The sequence below is a fragment of the Pseudomonas sp. Root329 genome (assembly GCF_001424925.1).
Lineage (GTDB): Bacteria > Pseudomonadota > Gammaproteobacteria > Pseudomonadales > Pseudomonadaceae > Aquipseudomonas > Aquipseudomonas arabinosi.
On the sequence record NZ_LMCV01000051.1, the window covers coordinates 1 to 22128 of the forward strand.

The 22128-nt window shown below is 59.8% G+C and carries 19 protein-coding genes; 11 read left to right on the top strand and 8 right to left on the bottom strand.

Translation table 11 applies throughout. From position 1 onward, the window contains the following. Positions 1-111: 111 nt before the first annotated feature. Positions 112-540 carry a hypothetical protein gene (locus ASC74_RS29895; RefSeq protein ID WP_056746503.1) on the bottom strand — a complete coding sequence of 143 codons (429 nt, stop codon included), beginning with the start codon at positions 538-540 and terminating at the stop codon, positions 112-114. A 654-nt stretch (positions 541-1194) separates the two neighbouring features. On the opposite strand from ASC74_RS29895, the gene ltrA reads away from it, so the two are divergent. Next, positions 1195-2454: a group II intron reverse transcriptase/maturase gene (gene ltrA / locus ASC74_RS29900; RefSeq protein WP_177338893.1), complete on the top strand. Its 1260-nt coding sequence runs from the start codon at positions 1195-1197 to the stop codon at positions 2452-2454. Between the two features lie 88 nt (positions 2455-2542). Here the strand turns inward: ltrA and ASC74_RS29905 are convergent, their stop codons facing one another. The 3 genes from ASC74_RS29905 to ASC74_RS29915 all read right to left on the bottom strand — a co-directional run bounded on the left by ASC74_RS29905 (position 2543) and on the right by ASC74_RS29915 (position 4574). Continuing rightward, positions 2543-2956 carry a VOC family protein gene (locus ASC74_RS29905; protein ID WP_046048345.1) on the bottom strand — a complete coding sequence of 138 codons (414 nt, stop codon included), beginning with the start codon at positions 2954-2956 and terminating at the stop codon, positions 2543-2545. A gap of 183 nt (positions 2957-3139) precedes the next feature. Continuing rightward, complete coding sequence (locus ASC74_RS29910; RefSeq protein ID WP_056746506.1) at positions 3140-3736, bottom strand: TetR/AcrR family transcriptional regulator; 597 nt, start codon at positions 3734-3736, stop codon at positions 3140-3142. Further along, positions 3723-4574, bottom strand: coding sequence for a 3-hydroxybutyryl-CoA dehydrogenase (locus tag ASC74_RS29915; protein ID WP_056746508.1), 852 nt, complete (start codon positions 4572-4574; stop codon positions 3723-3725). Before ASC74_RS29915 ends, ASC74_RS29910 begins: the two co-directional genes overlap by 14 nt. Positions 4575-4739: 165 nt before the next feature. Between ASC74_RS29915 and ASC74_RS29920 the strand changes: the two genes are divergently transcribed. Further along, entirely contained in the window at positions 4740-5759 is a 1020-nt protein-coding gene (locus ASC74_RS29920) for an AraC family transcriptional regulator (RefSeq protein ID WP_056746510.1), read from the top strand. After that, positions 5756-7570, top strand: coding sequence for an ABC transporter ATP-binding protein (locus ASC74_RS29925; protein ID WP_056746512.1), 1815 nt, complete (start codon positions 5756-5758; stop codon positions 7568-7570). Before ASC74_RS29920 ends, ASC74_RS29925 begins: the two co-directional genes overlap by 4 nt. A gap of 3 nt (positions 7571-7573) precedes the next feature. On the opposite strand, the gene ASC74_RS29930 is transcribed toward ASC74_RS29925, so the two are convergent. Further along, a complete protein-coding gene (locus ASC74_RS29930; RefSeq protein WP_056746517.1) occupies positions 7574-8530 on the bottom strand; it encodes an alpha/beta hydrolase in 957 nt (318 codons plus the stop codon). A 391-nt stretch (positions 8531-8921) separates the two neighbouring features. Between ASC74_RS29930 and rbsK the strand changes: the two genes are divergently transcribed. From rbsK to ASC74_RS29945, 3 genes are read left to right on the top strand one after another with little or no spacing between them, the layout of a single operon-like run. Then, a complete protein-coding gene (gene rbsK, locus ASC74_RS29935) occupies positions 8922-9848 on the top strand; it encodes a ribokinase (RefSeq protein WP_056746519.1) in 927 nt (308 codons plus the stop codon). 44 nt (positions 9849-9892) lie between these two features. Continuing rightward, on the top strand, positions 9893-11224 hold the full coding sequence (gene fucP / locus ASC74_RS29940; protein WP_056746520.1) for an L-fucose:H+ symporter permease: 1332 nt from the start codon (positions 9893-9895) through the stop codon (positions 11222-11224). Further along, entirely contained in the window at positions 11221-12279 is a 1059-nt protein-coding gene (locus ASC74_RS29945; protein ID WP_056746522.1) for an aldose 1-epimerase family protein, read from the top strand. Before fucP ends, ASC74_RS29945 begins: the two co-directional genes overlap by 4 nt. Here ASC74_RS29945 and deoR read toward each other — a convergent pair. Continuing rightward, a complete protein-coding gene (gene deoR / locus ASC74_RS29950) occupies positions 12272-13036 on the bottom strand; it encodes a DNA-binding transcriptional repressor DeoR (protein WP_056746523.1) in 765 nt (254 codons plus the stop codon). The genes ASC74_RS29945 and deoR overlap by 8 nt on opposite strands. 127 nt (positions 13037-13163) lie before the next feature. Here deoR and deoC point away from each other — a divergent pair, with 127 nt between their 5' ends. Further along, positions 13164-13847, top strand: coding sequence for a deoxyribose-phosphate aldolase (gene deoC / locus ASC74_RS29955; RefSeq protein WP_056746526.1), 684 nt, complete (start codon positions 13164-13166; stop codon positions 13845-13847). Between the two features lie 182 nt (positions 13848-14029). On the opposite strand, the gene ASC74_RS29960 is transcribed toward deoC, so the two are convergent. Continuing rightward, entirely contained in the window at positions 14030-14752 is a 723-nt protein-coding gene (locus ASC74_RS29960) for a pirin family protein (protein ID WP_056746527.1), read from the bottom strand. A gap of 237 nt (positions 14753-14989) precedes the next feature. Between ASC74_RS29960 and ASC74_RS29965 the strand changes: the two genes are divergently transcribed. Together ASC74_RS29965 and ASC74_RS29970 are read left to right on the top strand one after the other, a co-directional pair. Beyond that, positions 14990-15940 carry a GlxA family transcriptional regulator gene (locus tag ASC74_RS29965; RefSeq protein WP_056746528.1) on the top strand — a complete coding sequence of 317 codons (951 nt, stop codon included), beginning with the start codon at positions 14990-14992 and terminating at the stop codon, positions 15938-15940. Between the two features lie 183 nt (positions 15941-16123). Continuing rightward, a complete protein-coding gene (locus tag ASC74_RS29970; protein ID WP_056746529.1) occupies positions 16124-17608 on the top strand; it encodes an ATP-binding protein in 1485 nt (494 codons plus the stop codon). Here the strand turns inward: ASC74_RS29970 and ASC74_RS29975 are convergent. Then, positions 17573-20377 (bottom strand): ATP-binding protein, encoded by a 2805-nt coding sequence (locus ASC74_RS29975; protein WP_056746530.1) that lies wholly within the window; start codon positions 20375-20377, stop codon positions 17573-17575. The genes ASC74_RS29970 and ASC74_RS29975 overlap by 36 nt on opposite strands. A 286-nt stretch (positions 20378-20663) precedes the next feature. Between ASC74_RS29975 and ASC74_RS29980 the strand changes: the two genes are divergently transcribed. Further along, positions 20664-21239 carry a flavodoxin family protein gene (locus tag ASC74_RS29980; protein ID WP_056746531.1) on the top strand — a complete coding sequence of 192 codons (576 nt, stop codon included), beginning with the start codon at positions 20664-20666 and terminating at the stop codon, positions 21237-21239. A gap of 31 nt (positions 21240-21270) precedes the next feature. Next, positions 21271-22095, top strand: a complete 825-nt coding sequence (locus ASC74_RS29985; RefSeq protein ID WP_056746532.1) for an alpha/beta fold hydrolase — start codon at positions 21271-21273, stop codon at positions 22093-22095. Positions 22096-22128: the final 33 nt, after the last annotated feature.

A 22128-nucleotide genomic window follows, 5' to 3' on the forward strand; every position in this document is an offset into this window, starting at 1 on the left:
GTGGGGTTTCCCCATGTGAGAGTAGGTCATCGTCAAGATTAAATTCCGAAACCCCTATCTGCGTATGCAGGTAGGGGTTTTGTTTTGTCCGCAGGAAAGTGCGAACGGACATTACCGGTACTTGATCACAATCCCTTTGAGTTTCCGACCTTCGATGGTTTTTACGTCGCGAGCCCACAGTGGACCGTTGACATAGGCGCCTACCGGTTGGATATGGTCGTAGACCACCACCACGGCATCGCCGCCGAGCTTGGCGGACTCGTCGCGTAGTTTTTCTTCTACCTGAGTGATGGGAGGAGCAGGCTCGACGCTCGCGTCGATGACCACCTCACCCAATCGGACGTGAGGGCGAAGAGGCTCGGTGCGCAGCACCACGACCTCGCTGGCGAGCGTCGGTGCGGGATGCTCCACGCCCACATAGGCGGTGGTCTGGGCGTCGACGGTGGCGCAGCCACTCAGCGCGAGCAGAGTGGCGGTGAGTCCTCCGGCCAGCAGTGACAGTTTGAAACGAGTGGACCAAGGCACATCATGGGCAGGCATGGTGGGGTTCCTCCGAACAATCCGCAGTTGTACGAGGTAGCGTGTTGACGGTAGCAGACGGTCCGGCAGTTGCCAGAAGCCCAACCTTTCCAGGTTGGGCTTTTTTCATGGTGCGCCCGGCAGGGCGCACTCACTAAGGGGTGAAAGTCCCCTGCACACCCGGCAAGGGGAAGTGCTAGCTAGAGGCAAGGGTTTCGCGGGTGACTGCGAGTCTGAAGGAAGCCCGAGGCAAAACGCTGGCCTGACGAACAGGAAGCGGATACGAGGCGGCATGGCGGGGTAAGTGGTCCATGATCTGCAAAGCCCAATACTTGCACAGAACGCCATGACGTAGATCCGACAGGCATAAGCGGGAAAGTGGGTGCGCAATACCCGGGGAGATCTGCACGGTTGCCCGTCAGGGCTACCGGCACCGCGAGGTGCGGGGATGGCCGTGCAGAAGTCAGCAGAGGGCATAGTAGGTCACGAGACTGAAGGCCTGAACGATTAATACCGAGAGTAGGACGACTGATCTCGACAATCCACGATGATGCAGAAGCTCCCAGTGTGGGAGGCCTGCCTGCCAGAGCCGGACGGAATCCGGAAGGAAGCCCGCAGAGTGCTGAGGGGGTTGCGGCGACAGCTGGGCGAACGAAATCGGAGGACTATCGGCTCATGGAGCAGGTGGTCGAACCCAGCAACATGCGACGGGCGTACAAGCGAGTTCTGAAGAACCGAGGCGCAGCGGGCGTTGATCGCCTGACGGTCGAGGAACTGAAAGACTGGTTGTTGGTGCACTGGTCAAGTGTGAAGACGGCACTGCTGGAAGATCAGTACCTGCCCCGGGCAGTACGCCGAGTGGACATTCCCAAGCCCAATGGCGGGGTCAGAACGCTCGGCGTACCCACGGTGGTGGATCGACTCATCCAGCAAGCGCTCCATCAAGTACTGCAACCGATTTTCGAGCCGACATTCTCCGAGGGCAGCTTTGGCTTTCGCCCACAGAGAAGCGCGCTGGATGCGGTGGCCAAGGCAAAAGAGTACGTAGCCGAAGGAAAGCACTGGGTGGTGGACATTGATCTGGAGAAATTTTTCGATCGAGTCAACCATGATGTGCTGATGGCTCGACTCGCCTATCGGGTGAAGGATGGTCGCCTACTGAGACTGATTCGCCGCTTCTTGGAAGCGGGGATGATGGCCGATGGAGTGATTCAACCTCGAAACGAAGGCACGCCTCAAGGTGGGCCGCTATCACCGCTCCTGTCGAATATCCTGTTGACCGACCTCGATCGGGAATTGGAAAGAAGGCAGTTAAAGTTCTGCCGCTACGCTGACGACTGCAACATCTATGTCGGTAGCGAATGCACAGGACGGCGGGTGATGGCGAGTATCAGGACCTTCCTGGAAGGTCATCTGAAGCTGCGTATCAACGAGCATAAAAGTGCAGTGGCGCGGCCTTGGAAACGGAAGTTTCTGGGCTATGCGATCACGATCTACCGCAAAGAAGCTCGAGTGCGGATCGCACCCGAAAGTCTTCGCAGGTTGATGGATCGAGTTCGTGAGTTGCTGCGCAAGGGGCGAGGACGGTCCTTGCGGCACACCATCGAGGTGCTAAACCCCGTATTGCGGGGTTGGGCGAACTATTTCCGATTGACCGCGAACATGCGGACACTGGACGAACTCGATTGGTGGCTGCGTCGAAAATTACGTTGCCTACTCTGGCGGCAGTGGAAAACCCCGAAGACCCGAGAACGACGACTCATCTCACTTGGGCTTAGACCCGAGCGGGCGTGGCAATCGAGCGTTAATGGGCGAGGGCCTTGGTGGAACTCGGCATCCCATCACATGAATCAGGCAGTACCGACGATGTACTTCGCCAAAATGGGGCTGGTCTCGTTGCGCAGCACTGCGCAACGACTCCAGTGTATTAATTGAACCGCCGTATGCGGAACCGCATGTACGGTGGTGTGAGAGGGCTGAGGGAGTAATCCCTCACCCTACTCGATCCTTGAGAAAGTGAGTTTCACTGATCCTTTTCGCAATTCACCATCCACGACACACCAAACCGATCAACCAACATGCCGAAGCGTGCTGCCCAGAACGTCGCTTCCAGTGGCATTTGAACGCTGCCGTCTTCCGACAACGCAGCGAAGACCCGTTCAGCCTCCGCAATGCTGTCGACATTCAGCGAAACCGAACAGCCGCTCATTTCGTCAGTAGGGCGATCAGGTGTTGTGTCCGAGCCCATGATCGCCTGATCGCCCACCAGCAGGCGGGTGTGGATGATCAGGTTGTGGTAGTCCGTCGGAAAGTGCTCGCGCGCGGGACTTTCGCCGAAGGTCATCATGACTTCGATCTGGCCTGGCAGGCTTTGGGCATAGAAGGTGAAGGCGGCTTTGCAGTCGCCGTTGAAGATCAGGTAGGGATTGATTTTCATGCTTTGCTCCCGGTAACGAAGAAGCGGAGGGAGGCTGAATTCACCTCCGGCTCCGCAGTGATTGGGCTCCCTTTAGCAAAGCGTTAGATATCGTGATTGGCAGGAATCGTTTAGATGTTTTTTCTATTGAAGCGGCGTGGCTTATGGCTTCTAGCGCCTCAGTAGTGATCCCGGTTCCTCAAGCTACTGCCCGTGGGCCGCGGGGCGTAGCAAACGTTCGATGGCTCCACTCACCAGACTCTCCAACAGCTCAACGCGCTCTTGCTCATCCAGCGAATGTTGCGCCAACCAGCCGGGTGCGCTGTTGAGTAAGTTTGCGATGGCATGTCCGGCGGCCAGCAAACCCTGTTCACTGAAGCGGGATCGGGCCCCGAGCATCAGCAGCAATTTGCGCTCGTATTGCTCGCGCAGCTGCCGAACCCGTTCCTGTTGATCTTCATTCAGGCAGCTGCTGTCACGCTCTGCCAGACGAAAATGCCAGGGCATCTCCTGATGCAGGTTCAAATGCGCTCGGATAAGGGCATGGAGCTTGTCACGTTTTGCCGGCGCCTTTTGCTCGATACGCCCCAAGGTTGCCAGCAGCTCTTCGTAGAACTCTTCGATCAGATCGAGCAGCAAGTGCTGTTTACTGGGGTAATGGTGATACAACGAGCCGGGAGCGAGCCCCAGGCAGGTCGCGAGCTCACGCATGCCGACCTGTCCGAAACCTTTGCAGGCGAACAGCTCCAGCACCTTGTCCCGGTACTCGGCAAAGCGCGAGCAACGCTCAGGCATAGGCATGGAAGCCACGCCCCGTTTTGCGCCCCAGGTAACCGGCGGCGACCATTTCCTTGAGCAGTGGAGCAGGGCGGTACTTGCTGTCGTTGAAGCCGTCGTAGAAGGCTTCGAGGATCGCCAGCACGGTGTCCAGACCGATCAGGTCCGCCAACGCCAACGGCCCAATCGGCTGATTGCAGCCCAGGCGCATGCCGGCGTCGATATCTTCGGCGCTGGCCAGGCCTTCCTGAAACACCAGGATTGCTTCGTTGATCATCGGCACCAGAATCCGGTTGACCACGAAACCCGGACGGTTGCCCGCGGTGATCGCGGTTTTGCCGAGAGTGGTCGCCATGTCCAGCGCCAGGGCGTGGGTGGCGTCGCTGGTTTGCAAACCGCGAATCACCTCGATCAGGCCCATCACCGGCACCGGGTTGAAGAAGTGCAGACCGATGAAGCGCTCAGGCTGGCTCACGCTGGCAGCGAGTTGGGTGATGGACAGCGAAGACGTGTTGGAGGCAATCACGCAATCGTCGCTGACCTGCGCGGCGATTTGTTGCAGCACGCGCAGTTTCAGCTCGAGGTTTTCGGTCGCGGCTTCGATCACCAGTTGCACGTTCTGCAGGTTGCTGTAGTCGGTGCTGGTGCGGATCTTGTCGAGAGCGGCGAGCTTTTGCTCTTGCGTCAGCGTTTCCTTGGCAACCTGCCGATCGAGGTTTTTGGCGACGGTCGCGACGGCCTTTTGCAGGGCGCTCTCGGAGATGTCGAGCAAGGTCACGTTAAAACCGGCCAAGGCGCAGACTTGCGCAATGCCATTGCCCATGGTGCCTGCGCCGATCACGCCAATGTTTTGCAGATTCATGTTCTGTCCTTCCGATCAAATCCCGCGATACCTTGGCCGCCGTAGTGGCCGAAGGCGTACTATTGGCCGCGAGTCTAGAGCCGGCAGGGCGGTTGTTCTATGCCGAAACTGTTCAACGGCACTGGTGTTTTTTGCCATTCGGGTGATGGGGAGAGAAGCGTTCACATGCGGGAAAAGGACTCGGTTTCTGCCTACTTCGTGCAGGCAATGATCCATGGGCTGGGCAACAATCCGCAACGTCAGAGGGCTGCGCTTGAACAGGCCGGCATCGATCCGGCGTTGATGGAGCAGCCCACCGCACGTGTACCGGCGAGTGCGTTTGCCGCGTTGTGGTTGATTCAGATCCGCGAGCTCAACGATGAGTTCTTCGGGCTCGACTCCCATGGCATGCCGCCGGGCGGATTCGCGCTGATCTGCCGGGCATTGATTCAGGAACCCGACCTGCACAAAGCCATGCGCCAGTGTCTGGCCAATTTCGCGCTATTCCTCCACGACTTTCGCGGCACGCTGACGGTGCGCGGCAAACGTGCAGTGATCAGCCTGCAGAACCACTCGCCAAACAGCGACGTCAGTCGTTTGGGCGAGGAGACGTTTCTGGTGTTGATGATCAGTCTGCTCTGCTGGCTCGGCGGTCGACGCATTCCTATCGACCGCGCAGATTTTCGCCATGAACGTGTGTCGCTCAGCGATGACCGTTTGCTCTGGGGACCGAACCTGACCTTTGGCGCGGAGCGCACCGAAATCGAATTCGCCAGCCACTATCTGCGTCTGCCGGTGGTTCAGGATCTGGCATCACTGAAAGTGTTTTTGCGCACCGCGCCGCAATGGCTGGTGATCCGTTTTCGTAATCAGCATGGCCTGGCGTCGCAGGTCCATCAGCGCCTGCGCAACAGTCATTACAGCCAATGGCCGACCTTGCAGGCCTTCGCCCTGGAACAGCACCTGAGCCCCAGCACCTTCCGCCGAAAGCTGGAGCGTGAAGGGTGTTCGTATCAGGAGATCAAGGACGAGGTACGGCGTGGCGTTGCGTTTGAGCAACTGCGTCAGAGCAAGGCGAGTATCAGTGACATTGCCGAACAGCTTGGCTTTCAGGAGCCAAGCGCGTTTCACCGGGCGTTCAAGAAGTGGACGGGAGAAAGTCCGGGACGGTATCGGGCGAGGTATCAGGGGGAGCTCACGGAGTGAACCCTGTTCTTGATCGTTTCACCTCGTTACTCGACCAGGCGAGACGCGCCTTGCTGCTGGTCTGGGCAACGTCACGCGGACTGTTTCTGGGATTGGTGCTGGCGACGCTGATCGCCGGCGTACTCCCGGCACTGGCCGCCTGGTTAGGCCAACGTATCGTCGATGCGGTCGTCACTGCCATGCAATTGCACGCGCAGCAGGGCAGTGCGCCGTTGTGGCCGGTCGTGCGTTATGTGCTGTTTGAAGCGGGCGTGCTCGCGTTGCTGTCCGGGACTCAACGGGCGTTGTCGGTCCAGCAATCGCTGTTGCGGGTGCAGTTGGGGCAGAAGGTCAATACGATGATTCTGGAAAAGGCCCAGACGTTATCGCTGGTGCAGTTCGAGAATTCGGAGTTCTACGACAAGCTGGTTCGCGTGCGCCGCGAGGCCTCGACCCGGCCGTTGGCGCTGGTGATGAAGTCGTTGGGGCTGATCCAGAACCTGATTGTGTTGATCAGCTTCGGCGTGTTGCTGGTGCATTTTTCGCCTTGGGCGCTGGTGCTGCTGGTGGTCGGTGCACTACCGGTATTTTTTGCCGAAGCGCATTTTTCCGGTGATGCTTTCAGACTGTTCACTCGCCGCGCGCCGGAGAGTCGGCAACAGAGTTACATCGAGACGCTGCTCTCTCACGAGGGCTACATCAAAGAGGTCAAACTGTTCGGCTTCGCGCCGCTGCTTTTGAAGCGTTATCGCGAGACGTTCGCGCGGCTCTATGCCGAAGACCGGCGCCTGACATTACGTCGGGATGGCTGGGGATTTGTCCTCGGTCTACTGGGCACCGGCGCGTTTTATCTGGCCTATGCCTGGGTGGTGGTCGATACCGTCCATGGCAATATCAGCCTCGGGCAGATGACCATGTACCTGGTGTTGTTCAAGCAGGGGCAGACGGCGGTGAGCAGCAGCCTGAGTGCCATCAGCGGTCTCTACGAGGATGGCCTTTACCTCTCCAGTCTTTATGAATACCTGGCCGAGCCTGTTGTGGCGGATACCGGCAACCTCACCGTGGGCGCGGTACCCGGCGATGGCCTGCGTTTCGAGAACGTCGGTTTCCGTTATCCAGGTGCCAGTCGCGCCGCGCTGGAAGGCATCGATCTTCACCTTGTGCCCGGCCACAGTGTGGCGCTGGTGGGGGAGAACGGTTCGGGCAAGACCACGCTGATCAAATTACTGACGCGGCTGTACCGTCCTGATCAGGGCCGTATCCTGCTGGACGGCAGCGATCTGCAAGCGTGGGAAGAAGACGCGCTGCGGCGGCGCATCGGGGTGATTTTTCAGGACTACATCCGCTACCAATTCTCCGTCGGCGAGAACATCGGCGTCGGTGACACACTGGCGTTCAACGATGAACAGCGCTGGCAGGCCGCCGCCGCCGAGGGCATGGCTGCACCCTTTATCGAAGGGTTGGATCGAGGATATGCCACGCAATTGGGGCGGTGGTTTGCCGGCGGCCAGGAGCTGTCCGGCGGGCAATGGCAGAAGATCGCGTTGTCGCGCGCCTACATGCGGCGCAACGCCGATATCCTGATTCTGGATGAGCCGACTTCTGCACTCGACCCGGCGGCGGAAGCGGCGGTGTTTGAGCATTTCAGTGAGCACACCGAAGGCCGGATGACGTTGCTGATCTCTCACCGGTTTTCCAGCGTGCGCAATGCCGACCACATCATCGTGCTGGACCAGGGAGCGATCCTTGAGCGAGGCGATCACGACAGTCTGGTGGCCGCGGGCGGGCGCTATGCGCAGCTATTTGATTTGCAGGCCCGCGGTTACCGATAGCGCTCAAGACTCCCGAGAAACCCGAGTTACCGTCGGCCCGGCCATCTGCGGTGGTTTTGCCTTCATCAAGCCGTCGAGTGCCTGGCGATACTGGCTACCACCCAGGCTCATGCTGTTGTTGTGCGTACCGCCGGGTACCAACAGCAGACGCTTGGGTTCGCTGGCGGCATTGAACAACTGCTGGCTGAACCGCGATGGCATGAACGGGTCGGCCAAGCCATGAACCACCAGCAACGGCATGTTGATGTCGACGATCTTGTCGATGGAATCGAATTTCTGCGACAGCAGCCAGCGCGCCGGCAACCATTTCACTGGCAGGTTGCTGTCGGCCACTTGCGCCACGGCATCGCCCAGCGAGGTGAAAGTGGACTCGATCACCAGACCGCGCACCGGCACCACGCCATGCCCCTTTTTCGCCTGCGCGGCCAGGTCTGCCGCCAGGTCGATAGCCACCGCGCCACCGAGTGAGTGGCCGTAAATCAGGCGCTTGCTGGCGTCCGGTTGCATCTGGGTGAAGCGCTCCCAGGCGGCTCGCGCGTCCTCGTAAACACTGGCTTCCGATGGCAGATCACCCTTGCTCTGGCCAAACCCACGGTAGTCGATGGCCAGCACCGAATAACCCATGGCGCGCAATTGCTCGATGCGGAACGCCTGGCCCGTCAGGTTCCAGCGCACGCCGTGCAGGTAGAGGATCGACGGCGCATCACGACGCGCGGCCGGCCACCACCAGGCATGCAGGCTTTGCCCGGCCTTGAAGCTGGCGGGCTTGATGTCGAACTCCTGAACGTCTTGCGGCAGACCGCGATACCAACCTGCGTTGCCCGGCTCAATACGAAACAGCAGCTCGCGCTCTGTGTACTTGAGCACGCCGCAGCTCACCGGCAAGCCGACGATTAGTACGGCCATGCACAGCAGCGGCAGCCAGCGTCGGCTCAAGCGGCTCATCACATTCGAAAACATGCGGGGGTCCGGAGGATGAAAAGGAAAGCTCGGGTTTTAACAGAAGCGTGGGCAAAGGTGGGGATAAATTCGACAGTCGTGTGTTGCCCCCGTCACCTGTGGGAGCGGGCTTGCTCGCGAAAGCGGAGGGTCAGTCACATCAATGCTGGATGTGCCGACGTCTTCGCGAGCAAGCCCGCTCCCACATTGGAATGCGTTCCCCTGTGGGAGCGAGCTTGCTCGCGATGAGGCCATTACTGCCCATAAATCTTTATAGCCATCCGCAAAGCCATTCGTCTTTGCTTCATACACCACTCAACAAAAAGATTGAGTAATCACACAAAATGTTATTTAAATAACAAAACAACAACGCCAGCGTCAGTCTGGCAAGCCGGATCAAGGTGGGATAGCAATGAGTAAGCTCGCAGTCATCGGTAGCAACATGGTGGATCTGATCACCTACATCGATCGCATGCCGGCCCAGGGCGAGACGCTCGAAGCGCCGGGGTTTGCCCTCGGTTGTGGCGGCAAGGGCGCCAATCAGGCGGTTGCCGCCGCCAAACTTGGGGCGGATGTGTTGATGCTCACCAAGGTCGGCGACGACCTGTTTGCCGACAACACCCTGGCCAACTTCCAGCGCTTTGGCATCGACACCCATTACGTGCAGCGTGTCCCCGGCGTGTCCAGCGGGGTGGCGCCGATCTTCGTTCAGGCTGACTCGCACAACAGCATCCTCATCGTCAAAGGCGCCAACGCGCATCTCGCCCCGGCAGATATCGACGCGGCCGCGCATGCGTTGCGTGAGTGTTCGCTGATCGTTCTGCAGCTCGAAATCAACGTCGACACCGTTTACTACGCCATCGAGTTCGGCCGCGCACACAACATTCCGGTGCTGCTCAACCCGGCGCCGGCCTTGTCAGGCCTGAGCCGTGAACACCTGGCGCAACTGGATTTCCTGGTGCCCAACGAGTCCGAGCTGGCGTTGATTACGGGCCAGACCGTGGACTCACCGGAGTCGGCCCATAACGCCGCCCAGACATTGGTCGCCAGCGGCATCCGCCACGTCATCGTGACCCTCGGCCAGCAAGGCGCGCTGTATGTCGGCGAGGAGGGCGAGTTTCAGATTCCCGGCCTGAGCGTTGCCGCGCGCGACACCACCGGGGCAGGGGACGCCTTCATCGGTTGCTTCATTCATCACTGGAGTCGCGACCGCGATATCCGCGCCGCCATGACCCAGGCCGTGGCGTATTCCGCCTGCTCGGTCACGGGCCTGGGCACTCAGACGTCCTACCCGGACGCCATTGCATTCGCTGAATTCCAGCGCCAACTCGACGCCTGACGTCGAGCTGATTCACCACTCAACGCTCACCACGGAGAACAACAATGACAAAGCCTCCGCTCCAACAGACGCCCGATGGTTTCTACCTGAACCGCACGCCCTGGTTCGCCTTCATTTTGCTGTGCAGCATCTTTGCGCTGTGGGCGGCGGCCGCGAGCATGAACGACGTGCTCATCGCGCATTTCAAAAAGGCCTTTCTGCTCAGCGATTTCCAGACCGCGTTTGTGCAGTCGGCGTTTTATCTGGGCTATTTCTTCGTGGCAATTCCGGCTGCGCTGGTGGTCCGCCGTTTCAGTTACAAGACCACCATCCTCATCGGCCTGATGCTGTACATGTTCGGTTGCCTGTTGTTCTTCCCGGCTGCATCGACCGCCAAGTACGGCATGTTCCTGCTGGCGCTGTTCGTAATCGCGGCGGGCCTGTCGTTTCTCGAAACCGCGTGCAACACCTATTCGACGCTGATGGGCCCGCGTGAAACCGGCACCCGTCGCCTGAATATTTCCCAGACGTTCCACCCGTTCGGTGCGATGGCCGGGGTCTATGTCGGCAGCTTTGTGATGTTCAAGGACACCGACGCCACTCGCGAGCAACTCACGCAAATGAGCGCCTCGGACGCGGCCGTCCAGCAGCTGCAAATGATCCAGTCCACGTTGCTACCGTACAAATGGATGATCGCAGTGCTGGTGTTGATGCTCATCCTGATCGCCATCACCCGGTTTCCCGCGTGCAAAGGCAACCAGCCGAGCAGCAAGAAAACCGCCAGTCTCGGCCAGAGCCTGTCGCGGCTGTGGCGCAACAAGCGGTTCACCTTTGGTGTGTTGGCGCAGTTTCTGTACGTCGGGGCCCAGGTCGGGGTGTGGAGTTTCACCATCCGCTTGGCGATGCAGTTGGGCGGTATGAACGAGCGCAGCGCGTCGTGGTTTCTGCTGACCACGTTTGCCGCGTACTTTGTCGGCAAGCTGATCGCCAACGTGCTGATGCGCAAACTGCACCCGGCCAAGGTATTGGCGGTGTACGGCGTGCTGTGCATCGCGTTGCTGGCGTACACCATTCTGGTGCCGAACATCACGGCGGTATACGCAGCCGTTGGCGTGAGCGTATTCCTCGGTCCGTGCTGGCCGACTATCTACGGCCTGACGATTGACGGCTTGGGTGAAGACACCGGTGTCGGCGGTTCGCTGCTGGTGATGAGCATTGTCGGTGGCGGGGTGATTCCGATCTTCCAGGGACTGCTGTCCGATTACAGCGGCGGCAACATGCAATTGGCCTATAGCGTGCCGCTGCTGTGCTTCATCGTGATCGTGATGTACGCGGTGCGTTGCCTGCGTCATTCCGACAGCGAGCGGGCAGCGGTGGGTGCGGTGGTCGCGTCATGAATACGCGGATCAATCTTCATCCGTCGCAGTTCGGCGAGGGGCGCAAAACCTTGCTGGAATCCGAGGCGTTCACGGTCAGTGCCTGGGTCTATCCCAGTGGCGTGCTGGCCGTGGAATTGGCCAACACTCGCGGCAGTCTCGTGGTGCTGCCGTATCAGGGGCAAATGATTTGGTCCGCCGTGTTCGACGGTTGCGACCTGACCATGCGCAACCTGTTCAGCCAGCCCAAACCCAGCCCGACGGTGATCGGCACCTACGGCTGTTTCATGTTTCACAGTGGCCTGCTGCGCAACGGTTGCCCGAGTCCCGAGGACGATCATCCGTTACACGGCGAGATGCCTTGCGCGGCCATGGATCGCGCCTGGCTGGAGGTCGGTGAGGACAGCGTCGGTCAATACCTGCGTTTGGGTGGCGAGTACGAATACGTGCAGGGTTTTGGCGACCGCTATCGGGCTAGCCCGAGCGTGACTTTGCGTGCTGACTCAGGGCTGTTCGACATCGCCATGCAGGTGACCAATCTCGCGGGCAAACCGATGGACCTGATGTACATGGCGCACATGAATTACGCCTATGTCGAAGGCGCTCGTTTCATCGATCCTTTGGGTTTCGAGCGGGTGCGCTTGCGCAGCAGCGTGCCGTCCCACGTGAAACCGACGCCGGTCTGGACTGAATACATGCAGGTGCTGGCGAAAGACCCGGAGCAGTTCACATGCCTGGATCAGCCGCGGCTCTACGATCCTGAGATCGTGTTTTTCTTCGACGGCGTGCGGGCGGATGACAGTGGCCACGCGCACTTTCTGCTGAGCCATCCGGACGGCGCAGCGTTCTACACCCGCTACCGCCCCGACCAATTCGACCATGCAGCACGCTGGATTCTGTATAACGCCGATCAACACGTGGCGGCGTTCGTGCTGCCGGCTACATGCGAACCGGAAGGCTATCGCGCCGAGTCTGCCAAGGGCCATGTGCGTTCACTGGCGGCGGGGGCGACGGCTGATTTCAGCGTCACCACCGGCTACCTGAATGCAGTGGAACAGCAGGCCCTGATCAGATGATCAACTGCGCGCCGCTGGCGGTAATGGCGTCGCGGTAGGCCTTGGGGATTTTCTTGTCGCTGACCACGAACTGAAAGTCTTCAAGGTTGGCGAAATGCGCGGTGCGCACCGTGTCGAACTTGCTGTGGTCGGCCAGCAACAGCCGATGTTGCGCCTGGCGCAGGACCTTCTGCTTGACCTCCACTTCATTGAAGTTGAAGCAGGTCACGCCGAAGTCCTGGCTGATGCCAGCAGCGGAAACGAAGGCCCAGGTCAGGCGTACGCTGTCGAGGATGCCGGTTTCGGTCTGATTCTCGAACACCTGGTTCTTGCGGTGGAACGTGCCGCCGCACACCACGATGTGGCAGTTGGGTTTTTGCGAAAGTTTGAGCAGCACGTTCAGGGAGTTGCACACCGCGGTGAACTCGAGCTCGTCGGGGATGAAGTCGACCACGAAAGGTGTGGTGGTGCCGCAGTCAAAGAACACCGTGTCGCCCGGTTGGATAAACCCGGCGGCGAGTTTGCCGATACGGCGTTTTTCTTCGACGTGCCGGGTGTCCTGTTCGGCCACGCGGTAATCGCCGGGCTCGCTGCCGTCGTGAATTTTCGTGATGTAGCCACCGAGCAGCCGCAGATGATCGGTGTACTTGCTCAGGTCGCGGCGCAGGGTCATCTCGGACACGTCCAGCAACGCCGCCATCTCGCGCAGATGAATGGCGCTCTGGTCTTGCAGGGCTTGTTGAATCAGCTTGAGACGCTCGGCTTTTTTACTGTCCACAGGCATTCCGGGGTTGAATGTTGGTGTTGTTTAAGTAACATTAATTGTGAGATTTGTAACGTTTTTGCGCGAATCACCCTCGATTGTGGCGCAGGGGCATTTGAATATACAAACAGGAGTTTTTGCGATGGCACACCTCGAACCCCAAGCGTTGGCGCAGTACATCGATCATACCTTGCTGGCGCCCGATGCTTCCCGCGAGCAAATCGCAACGTTGTGCCGCGAAGCCGTAGAGCACGGCTTCTATTCGGTGTGCGTGAACTCGGGGCAGGTCCCTCATGCGGCTCAATGCCTTGCAGGGCAAAGCATCAACATCTGCGCAGTGGTCGGCTTCCCGCTGGGTGCCGGTCTGAGCGAAACCAAAGCCTTCGAAGCCGAGCGGGCGATTGCTGCCGGTGCCGGGGAAGTCGACATGGTGTTGAACATCGGCGGGTTGAAAGACGGCTTGTTCGATCAGGTGCGGGACGACATCGCCCAGGTCAAACAGGCCTGCAGCAGTGTGCCGCTGAAAGTCATTCTGGAAAACTGCCTGCTCACCGACGCCGAAAAAGTGAAGGCCTGCGAGATTTGCCGTGAGCTGAACGTCGCTTTTGTCAAAACATCGACCGGCTTCAGCCGCAGCGGCGCCACCGTGGAAGATGTCGCCCTGATGCGCCGCACCGTCGGCGCGGTCATTGGGGTCAAGGCTTCCGGTGGCGTGCGCGATTATCCGACCGCGCTGGCGATGATCGAGGCTGGCGCCACGCGACTGGGCACCAGCTCGGGCATCGCGATCATCAGCGGCGCGCTGGCGGCGGGTGAGGGGTATTGATCAGTTAGACCTGCGGCATACCGCTCGTGTACGAGTGGTTATTGATGAAATTGTCGCGGTGTTTTCTGGCACTCGGGACGAAAGCTAAAGATCACAGCCTCGTTTCACTCGACAGCTCCTACAGGTGTACGCAAATCCCTGTTGGAGCTGTCGAGTGAAACGAGGCTGCGATCTCTTGATCTTTATGGCATTTCCGGCAGCTCTTGGGGCCGCAGGTCAAACACCAGCACTTCGGCATCCACGCCGTTGCTCAGGGCCAGTACCTGTTCATCGCGAACCCGCACACCATCACCTTCCTGCAAAGGCACGCCGTTGAGTTCAACACTGCCGCGGGCCACATGTACATAAGCATAGCGATTGGAGGCCAACTCCAGCGTTGCGCTTTCCTTGCCGTCGATCAACGCGGCATACACCCGTGCATCCTGACGCACCTTCAGCGAACCCTTCTCCCCGTCGGGGGAGATGATCAGTTGCAGACGGCCGCGTTTCTTCTGAGTGCTGAAGTGCTCTTGCTGATAACGCGGTTTGGCGCCGCTGACCTCCGGCACGATCCATATTTGCAGGAAGTGCACCGGCCGGGTGGTCGAGTGGTTGTATTCGCTGTGCGCCACGCCGCTGCCGGCGCTCATCAACTGCACGTCACCGGGGCGGATCACCGAGCCGGTACCCAGGGTGTCTTTGTGTTCCAAAGCACCTTCGAGCACATAAGAGAAAATCTCCATGTCGCGGTGTGGGTGCTGGCCGAAGCCTTTACCGGCGGCAACCCGGTCATCGTTGATCACCAGCAGGTCGGAAAAACCCTGCTCTTTCGGGTTGCGATAGTTGGCGAAGGAAAAGGTATGGAACGACTTCAACCAACCGTGATTGGCCGCGCCGCGATCCGAAGCTTTGCGAAGGGTCAGCATGATGAAATCTCCTGTGGGGACGTTGATTCGTCCGAGTGAGGAGAAGGTTAATAGTTACTGGCTGATGCAATAAGTAGATGGAAACTGAAATACTGTCCCTTTTAGGTTGACAGTAATCGACTGGCGATCACGTATTCTTCTCCGACGCTGATGCCACATTTGGCCATAATGCACCGCACTCTTCGGATGCCGGTATTTGGCAGACGGACCTTCTTATGACTTCAGTGATTTGAACCCATGAAAACCGTGGCTATGGTGTTGTTTCCGGACTTTCTGCTGCTGGACATGGCAGGCCCGATGGAAGTTTTTTCCATCGCCAATCGCTATCTGGCAGCGGATGATCGTTACGAACTGTCGACCATCGGCACCGAACATGGCGCACTGCGTGCCTCCAACGGCGTCAGCGTCCAGGCCGATTTGCACATCGATCAGGCGGATCGGGCGTTCGACCTGTTGCTGGTGCCGGGCGGTCCGGGTGCCTACAACGAAAAACATCCACCGTTGTTGTGTTGGCTCAAAGCCGCGGTCGGTCGCGCCGAGCGATACGGCTCGATCTGCACCGGCGCGTTTGTGCTGGGACATGCCGGTTTACTGGATGGTTATCGCGTGACCACCCACTGGCATTACACCGAACGACTGATCAAAGGCTTCCCGAAGGCCACCGTCGAGACCGATCAGATTTACGTGCAGGACCGCAATCTCATTACGTCCGGCGGTGTCACCGCGGGTATCGACCTGGCGTTGTCGGTGGTGGCCGAAGACCATGGAAAGAAAGTCGCCCAGGACGTGGCCAAGGTGCTGCTGGTGGTGATGAAACGTCAGGGTGGCCAGGCGCAGTTCAGTCCGCTGATGACCGCTGTCGCGCCCCATCAAACGCCGATGACCCGAGTACAAAACCATGTGCTTGAGCATCTTGATGAAGCCTTCAGCATCGACCGCATGGCCAGCCTCGCGAACATGAGTACACGGCACTTCGCCCGGATGTTTGCCCGGGAAGTGAACATGACACCCATGGAGTTTCTGCAAAGCGCGCGAATCGATTGCGCCAGGAATTTGCTGGAAACCAGCGACTTGCCGCTCAAGACCGTGGCCTTCAAAAGTGGTTTCGGCAGCGTGCGGCACATGCGTTTTCTGTTCAGTGAAAAGCTCGGTTTGACCCCGACTCAATACCGCGAACAGTTCAGCTAGAGCCTTCTTGTCCGTTATGCGCACCGTGATGGCTGTGACGCTCCCACCGTGGCAGTTGTACCGTCACTGATGCCTGCCAAGATACCCTGAACGCTTTGCAATGGAGGTGCGGGAGCCTGGAGGGCGGGTGCAAGGGATGTTGCTGCACTGTGAGCCGGGCCAGGTTTCAGCACGTGAATGTGCATGAACAGCCTCAGAGATTTAAACAGCGATGCGGTGCTGCGATTCGGCCCTTATGCATTCCACCTGCGGCAACGGCTGATCCTTGACGGTGATCGACCGCTGCGCATGGGCGGTCGGGCTCTGGATATCCTCCAGGTGCTGGTCGAGCGCGCCGGCAACGTGGTCAGCAAGGACGAACTGATTGCTCACGTCTGGCCGACGTCCGTGGTCGAGGAAATCAACCTGCGCGTGCACATTGCGGCCCTGCGTCGGGCGCTTGGCGACGGGCAGAATGGCCAGCGCTACATCGTCAACATTCCCCAACGCGGTTATAGCTTTATCGCCCCGGTGCAGCCTGCGCCCGCGGGCACGCAGGTCTTGATCGAGACCGTTCAAAAACATCAGCACAACCTGCCTGCACGACTCACGCCGGTGACCGGCCGAGATTCGATGGTCGGCAGTCTCGTCCGGCAGTTGCCGGTTCGGCGTTTCATGACCCTGGTTGGCCCCGGCGGCGTCGGTAAGACCACGGTGGCGTTGCGTGTCGCCGAACTGCTGTTGCAGCACTATGAAGATGGCGTGTGGCTGGTTGATTTCGCGGCGATCGATGACCCCACTCGAGTGGTCGATCATCTGACCCAGACCCTTGAACGAGAGATCGGCACGACGCTGGACGGGCTGGCAAACCGGCACACGTTGCTGGTGCTCGACAACTGCGATCACCTGCTGGAACACTGCCGAACCCTGGTCGAGGATGTGCTGATCTCGGCGCCTCGGTTGTCCATTCTGGTGACCAGCCGCGAGCCTTTGCAGGCGGCAGAAGAAACGGTCCAGCGCCTGCCATCTCTGACGGTGCCGCCCGTGTCGGCGTTGCACAGTGTCGCCGAAGCCATGGGGTATTCGGCGGTGCAGCTGTTCGTCAGTCGTGCCCGAACCCGTCAACAAGGGTTTGCCTTGCGCGAACAAGACCTCCAGGCGGTCCGTGAAATCTGTCGGCGGCTCGATGGGTTGCCACTGGCCATTGAACTGGCAGCGGCGCAGATCCACGCGCTGGCGTTGGTCGGTTTGCAAGCTCAGCTGGATAACTGTCTTCAGCTGCTGACCCAAGGTCGGCGCACGGCGGTGCCCCGACATCAGACGCTCAAAGCTGCGCTGGACTGGAGCTATGAGCGGCTGAGCCTGCTGGAACAAACCGTGTTGCAGCGCCTGTCGGTGTTCAAAATGTCCTTCACCCTCGATGCCGCGATTGGCGTGTGCAGTTGCGTGGAGCTGAAGCCCGATCAACTGGCGGAACGGGTGAAGCGATTGGTCGCCAAATCGTTGCTCTCGATGGATCAGGTCAACGGCACAGCCCGTTATCGCTTACTCAACACCACGCGCACGTATGCCCTTGAGAAGCTCGAACACAGCGGCCATCTGCGGGCGTTTGAGCGGCGCTATTCGCACTACATCAGCCGGGCGCGCTGGGTCTCAGGCGTGCAGTTGCCCATGGAGCTCGTCGAGTAATCGACGGACTTTGCTCAGGTCCGGTGTAGAAAATCCCTCGGTGAACCGATGGTAGATCGGTGCCAGCAGCTCATGTGCTTGCTGATACAAGCCCTGACGCTGCCAAAGTTGCGCCAGCGAGGTGGCGCTTCGCAGTTCCCAAGCCAGGGCGCCCTGGTGTTTCGCCACGTTTAATGCCCTTATCAACACGGCCTCGGCCGCTTCGGTTTTCAGCGGGCAATTCTCGGCCAGCAGCGCATCAGCCCGGGCCCGCAGAACTTCTGCCGTGCTCCAGCCGGCCGTACCGGTGTCGGCCCGTTGCAACAGGGCGTCATCGACGAAACTGCAATCCAGGGTGACCATGATGTCCTTGATCAGCCCCACGCCGGGCTGAAGAGGCAAGTGCGCCTCGGCGCGGTCGATCACCTGCGCATAGTGCCGGGCCCAGGTGTAGAACAGCAGCACCGAGTGTTTCTGTGCTTGTTCCAGCAGCAGGCGCAAGAGTTCACGAGCGGTACGGGTATCGCCGTTGTAGTGAGCGATCAGGCAACCGGCCAGCGCCAGGGTATAGCAGATGGACGTGCCATGGTTGATCTGGATCGCAATGTCCAGCGCTTGCCGGGCGGTGCGCCAGGCTTGTTCCGGTTGCCCCTGCAACCAGAGGATGCGCGCCAGAATCGTCAGGGCGGCGACGCTCTGATCGTAGTGCACGCCAAAACCGTAGGTGAAGCGGTTGAGGTGGCCGCTCTGGGCCATGCGCTGAAGGACCTGTTCGGCATTCACCCGCGCTTGCTGCTGGTCCCCGGCAAAGTGCAACGCGAGGACCCGCAAGCGATGCGTGCTAAGGGACACCACCGCATCGCCGTGCAGCCCCAACCGATCGAATTGCCGGCTCTGTTCCAAGGCCATTTGATAGTTGGCGCTACAGAGGTTGACCGCCATATGTCCTGACACCGCCCGCAACTGACCGGCCAAATCGTTGCAATGTTTGGCCAGGGTTCTGGCGCTGACGAAAGCCTCGATGGTTTCCGCCGTGCCGACCTGAGTGTGATAGCAAGAACTGCCGAGGGCGAGATGCAGGGCTATTTTCAGCTGCGGGCAGGGATCGGACGTTGCATCGAGCAGTGCCAGCGCCCTACGCACGTACAGACCGTGCTCCTTGAGCAGTGACAGTTCCTGCCACAGCGGCGTGGAAGCTGCCGTCAGGCGAATCGCCAATGCCTGCGGTCCTTGCGCGTTAAAGCACCAGTCGAGGGCCGAACGAATGTCTTCCAGACCGCGGACATAACGCTCGATCCACGTGCCCGTCGGAATCAGCTCCCAGTCGTGCTGGGCCTGATTCATCAAAGCCAGGCAGCGCTCGGCGTGACGTTCCAGGGTATCGGGCAGGTCGGCGGCCTGGTCGAGTTTTTCCAGGGCATAGCTGCGGGTGGTGTCGAGCAATCGGTAGAACACCTCTTCGTCACCCACTTCCACGTTCAGCAGCGATTTGGCCACCAGTTGCGTGATCGAGCCAAACACTGCCTGCGGTTCGATGTGTTCGCCGACGATCACCGCCGCCGCCGATTCCAGGGTGAATCCGCCTCTGAACACACCCAGTCGGCGCAGACAGGTTTGTTCGCAGGCACTCAGCAGCTCGAAGCTCCAGTCCAGCGTGGCACGCAGGGTTTGGTGTCGGCCCAACGTGGTCTGGCAACCCTGGGTGAGCAGGCGAAAACTGCCTTGGAGTTGGGTCAGCAATCCGCTTAATCCGAAGCCGCTGACTTGCGCGGCCGCCAATTCGATCGCCAGTGGAATACCGTCCAGACGCCGGCAGATTTCAATCGCCAGCGGCAGCTCGTCATCGGTCAGTTCGAAGCTGTCGTGGCTGGCCATCGCGCGTTCGACGAACAACTGCAGGGCGGAAAATGTAAGGGCCTGAGCGCGGTCTGGTACGGCGATGGGGGGAGGGCAGTCCAGCGATTCCAGGCGCTGGACACATTCACCTTCGGCCCGCAGGCTCTCACGGCTGGTGGCCAGAATGTGCACCTCTGGCGCGGCGCGCAGGATGCTCTCGCTCAGCAATGCGATGGCGTCGACCAGGTGTTCGCAGTTGTCGATCACCAGCAGCATCTGCCGGTTGCGCAAGAACGCGGCGAGGCCGCTCATCGGCTCGGCGTCGTGCAAGGACAGTTCGAGCAATGTCGCCAGGTGAACGGTGATCATCGACGGATCGTTGATCGGCGCCAGGTCCAGCAGACGAATGCCATCCCGGTAGCGCCCGATCAGTTGTTCGGCAACACGCAGGGCCACGGTGGTCTTGCCGATCCCGCCGGGGCCGACCAGGGTAATGAAACGCTGGCGTGACAGCTGGACCATCAGACTATCGACGAGGGACTGGCGACCGATCATGCGGGTTCGACGAACGGGCAGGTTGTGACCGCTCGGCGCGGGCGCTTCGCTCCCTGGAGGGTGCTCGATGTGCTCCAGCGAATAGGGCGCCACAAAGCTGTACCCGCGCTGGGCCACGGTGACGATGTAACGCTGGCCGGCCTGGCCGTCACCGAGGGCCTTGCGCAATGCGGCCATGTGCACCCGCAGGTTGATGTCTTCCACCACGCTTTTGGGCCAGACCCCGGCGATCAGCGTTTGTTTGCTGACCACCTTCCCGGCGTGTTCCAAAAGGATCAACAGAATGTCCATCGCACGCCGACCCAGGCGCAGGGGCTGATCGGCCTCCATGACCAGACGTTGTCCGGGATAGATCCGGTAGGGGCCGAAATGGATGGCTTGTTCGGGGGGAAGGGTCAACGTGTCACTCCTGCTTGCCGCCGTCTGGTACGCGGTTTCCGAGCATATTTGTCAGGTTTTTACGGCAGCGCAATGCGCTGGCCGGATGACTCTGCAATGTCCGCCTGAACCGCTGGTTTGCGGCCCCTGTTCATGAGTTCCGTATTTATTGGGCGCGACGGTCTTGAAGATATCGCTGAGGCTTTTGGCGCACCAGGGAAAATTAACAACGTTTAACTCGTCCTGAGTCTGGTCTACGCCCAAAACTCTACCCTGTAGGGATTAAACATGTCATGAGGACGCGGGAATGAGCAACGTGGTGGTGGTCTATCACAGTGGCTACGGGCACACCCGCGTCATGGCCGAAGCCGTGGCCCAAGGTGTGGAAAGGCACTTGAGAAGTACCTGCCAGCTGATTTCGGTCGAGGACGTGGACCGGCACTGGGACCATTTGCACAGCGCCGACGCGATCATCTTCGGCGCGCCGACCTACATGGGCAGCGCCTCGGCACCCTTCAAGGGGTTCATGGAAGCCACGGCGGCGTTCTATCTGGCCCAACCCTGGCGCGACAAACTGGCGGCCGGCTTCACCAATTCCGGCTGCCTGTGCGGCGACAAACTCAACACCTTGCTGCAGATGGCAGTGTTCGCCGCGCAGCATTCAATGATCTGGGTCGGCCTCGACCTGCTGCCGGCGCGTTCGAGCACGGGGGTGTTCGATGGGCAAATGAATCGCCTGGGCAGCTCGCTCGGCGCCATGGCGCAGTCGAATGTCGAACAGCCCCCCGAATGCGCACCGCCTCCCGAAGACCGCTGCACCGCCGCGCATCTGGGCGAGCGAGTGGCGCGGCTGGCTGAACGCATGAGCCACTCACCGGTTTGATACACCCCAACACTCGCTAAGGAGATAACGCATGAGTACGTTCACGACCCGAGACGGCACCGAGATTTATTACAAGGACTGGGGCACCGGTCAGCCTATTGTCTTTAGCCATGGCTGGCCGTTGAACGCCGACAGCTGGGAATCGCAAATGATCTTCCTGGCCTCCAAAGGCTACCGGGTGATCGCCCATGATCGCCGCGGTCATGGCCGCTCCAGCCAGCCGTGGACTGGCAACGACATGGACACCTACGCTGATGATCTGGCCCAGTTGATCGAGTTACTGGACCTGAAGGATGCCGTGCTGTTTGGCTTCTCCACCGGCGGTGGCGAAGTGGCGCGCTACATTGGTCGCCACGGCACTGGTCGCGTAGCCAAGGCCGGGCTGATTTCCTCGGTCCCGCCGCTGATGCTCAAGACTGAAGCCAACCCCGGGGGCCTGCCGATCGAAGTGTTTGACGGCATTCGCGAGGCATCCCTGGCCGACCGTTCGCAGCTTTACATCGACCTCGCAAGCGGTCCGTTCTTCGGCTTCAACAAACCGGACGCCAAGTCATCTCAGGGCATGATCGACTGGTTCTGGATGCAAGGCATGACCTCCGGCCACAAGAACGCTTATGACTGCATCAAGGCGTTCTCCGAAACCGACTTCACCGAAGACCTGAAGAAGTTCGATATACCGACGCTGGTGGTACATGGCGATGCTGACCAGGTGGTGCCGATCGAAGCGGCGGGCATTGCGTCTGCAAAACTGGTGAAAGGATCTACGTTGAAGGTCTACCCGGGCGCTCCCCATGGATTGACGGATACCCACAAGGATCAGCTCAACGCTGATCTGTTGGCGTTTTTGAAGGACTAAGCGTCCCGATCCTATGCCATGGAGGCTCTGTAG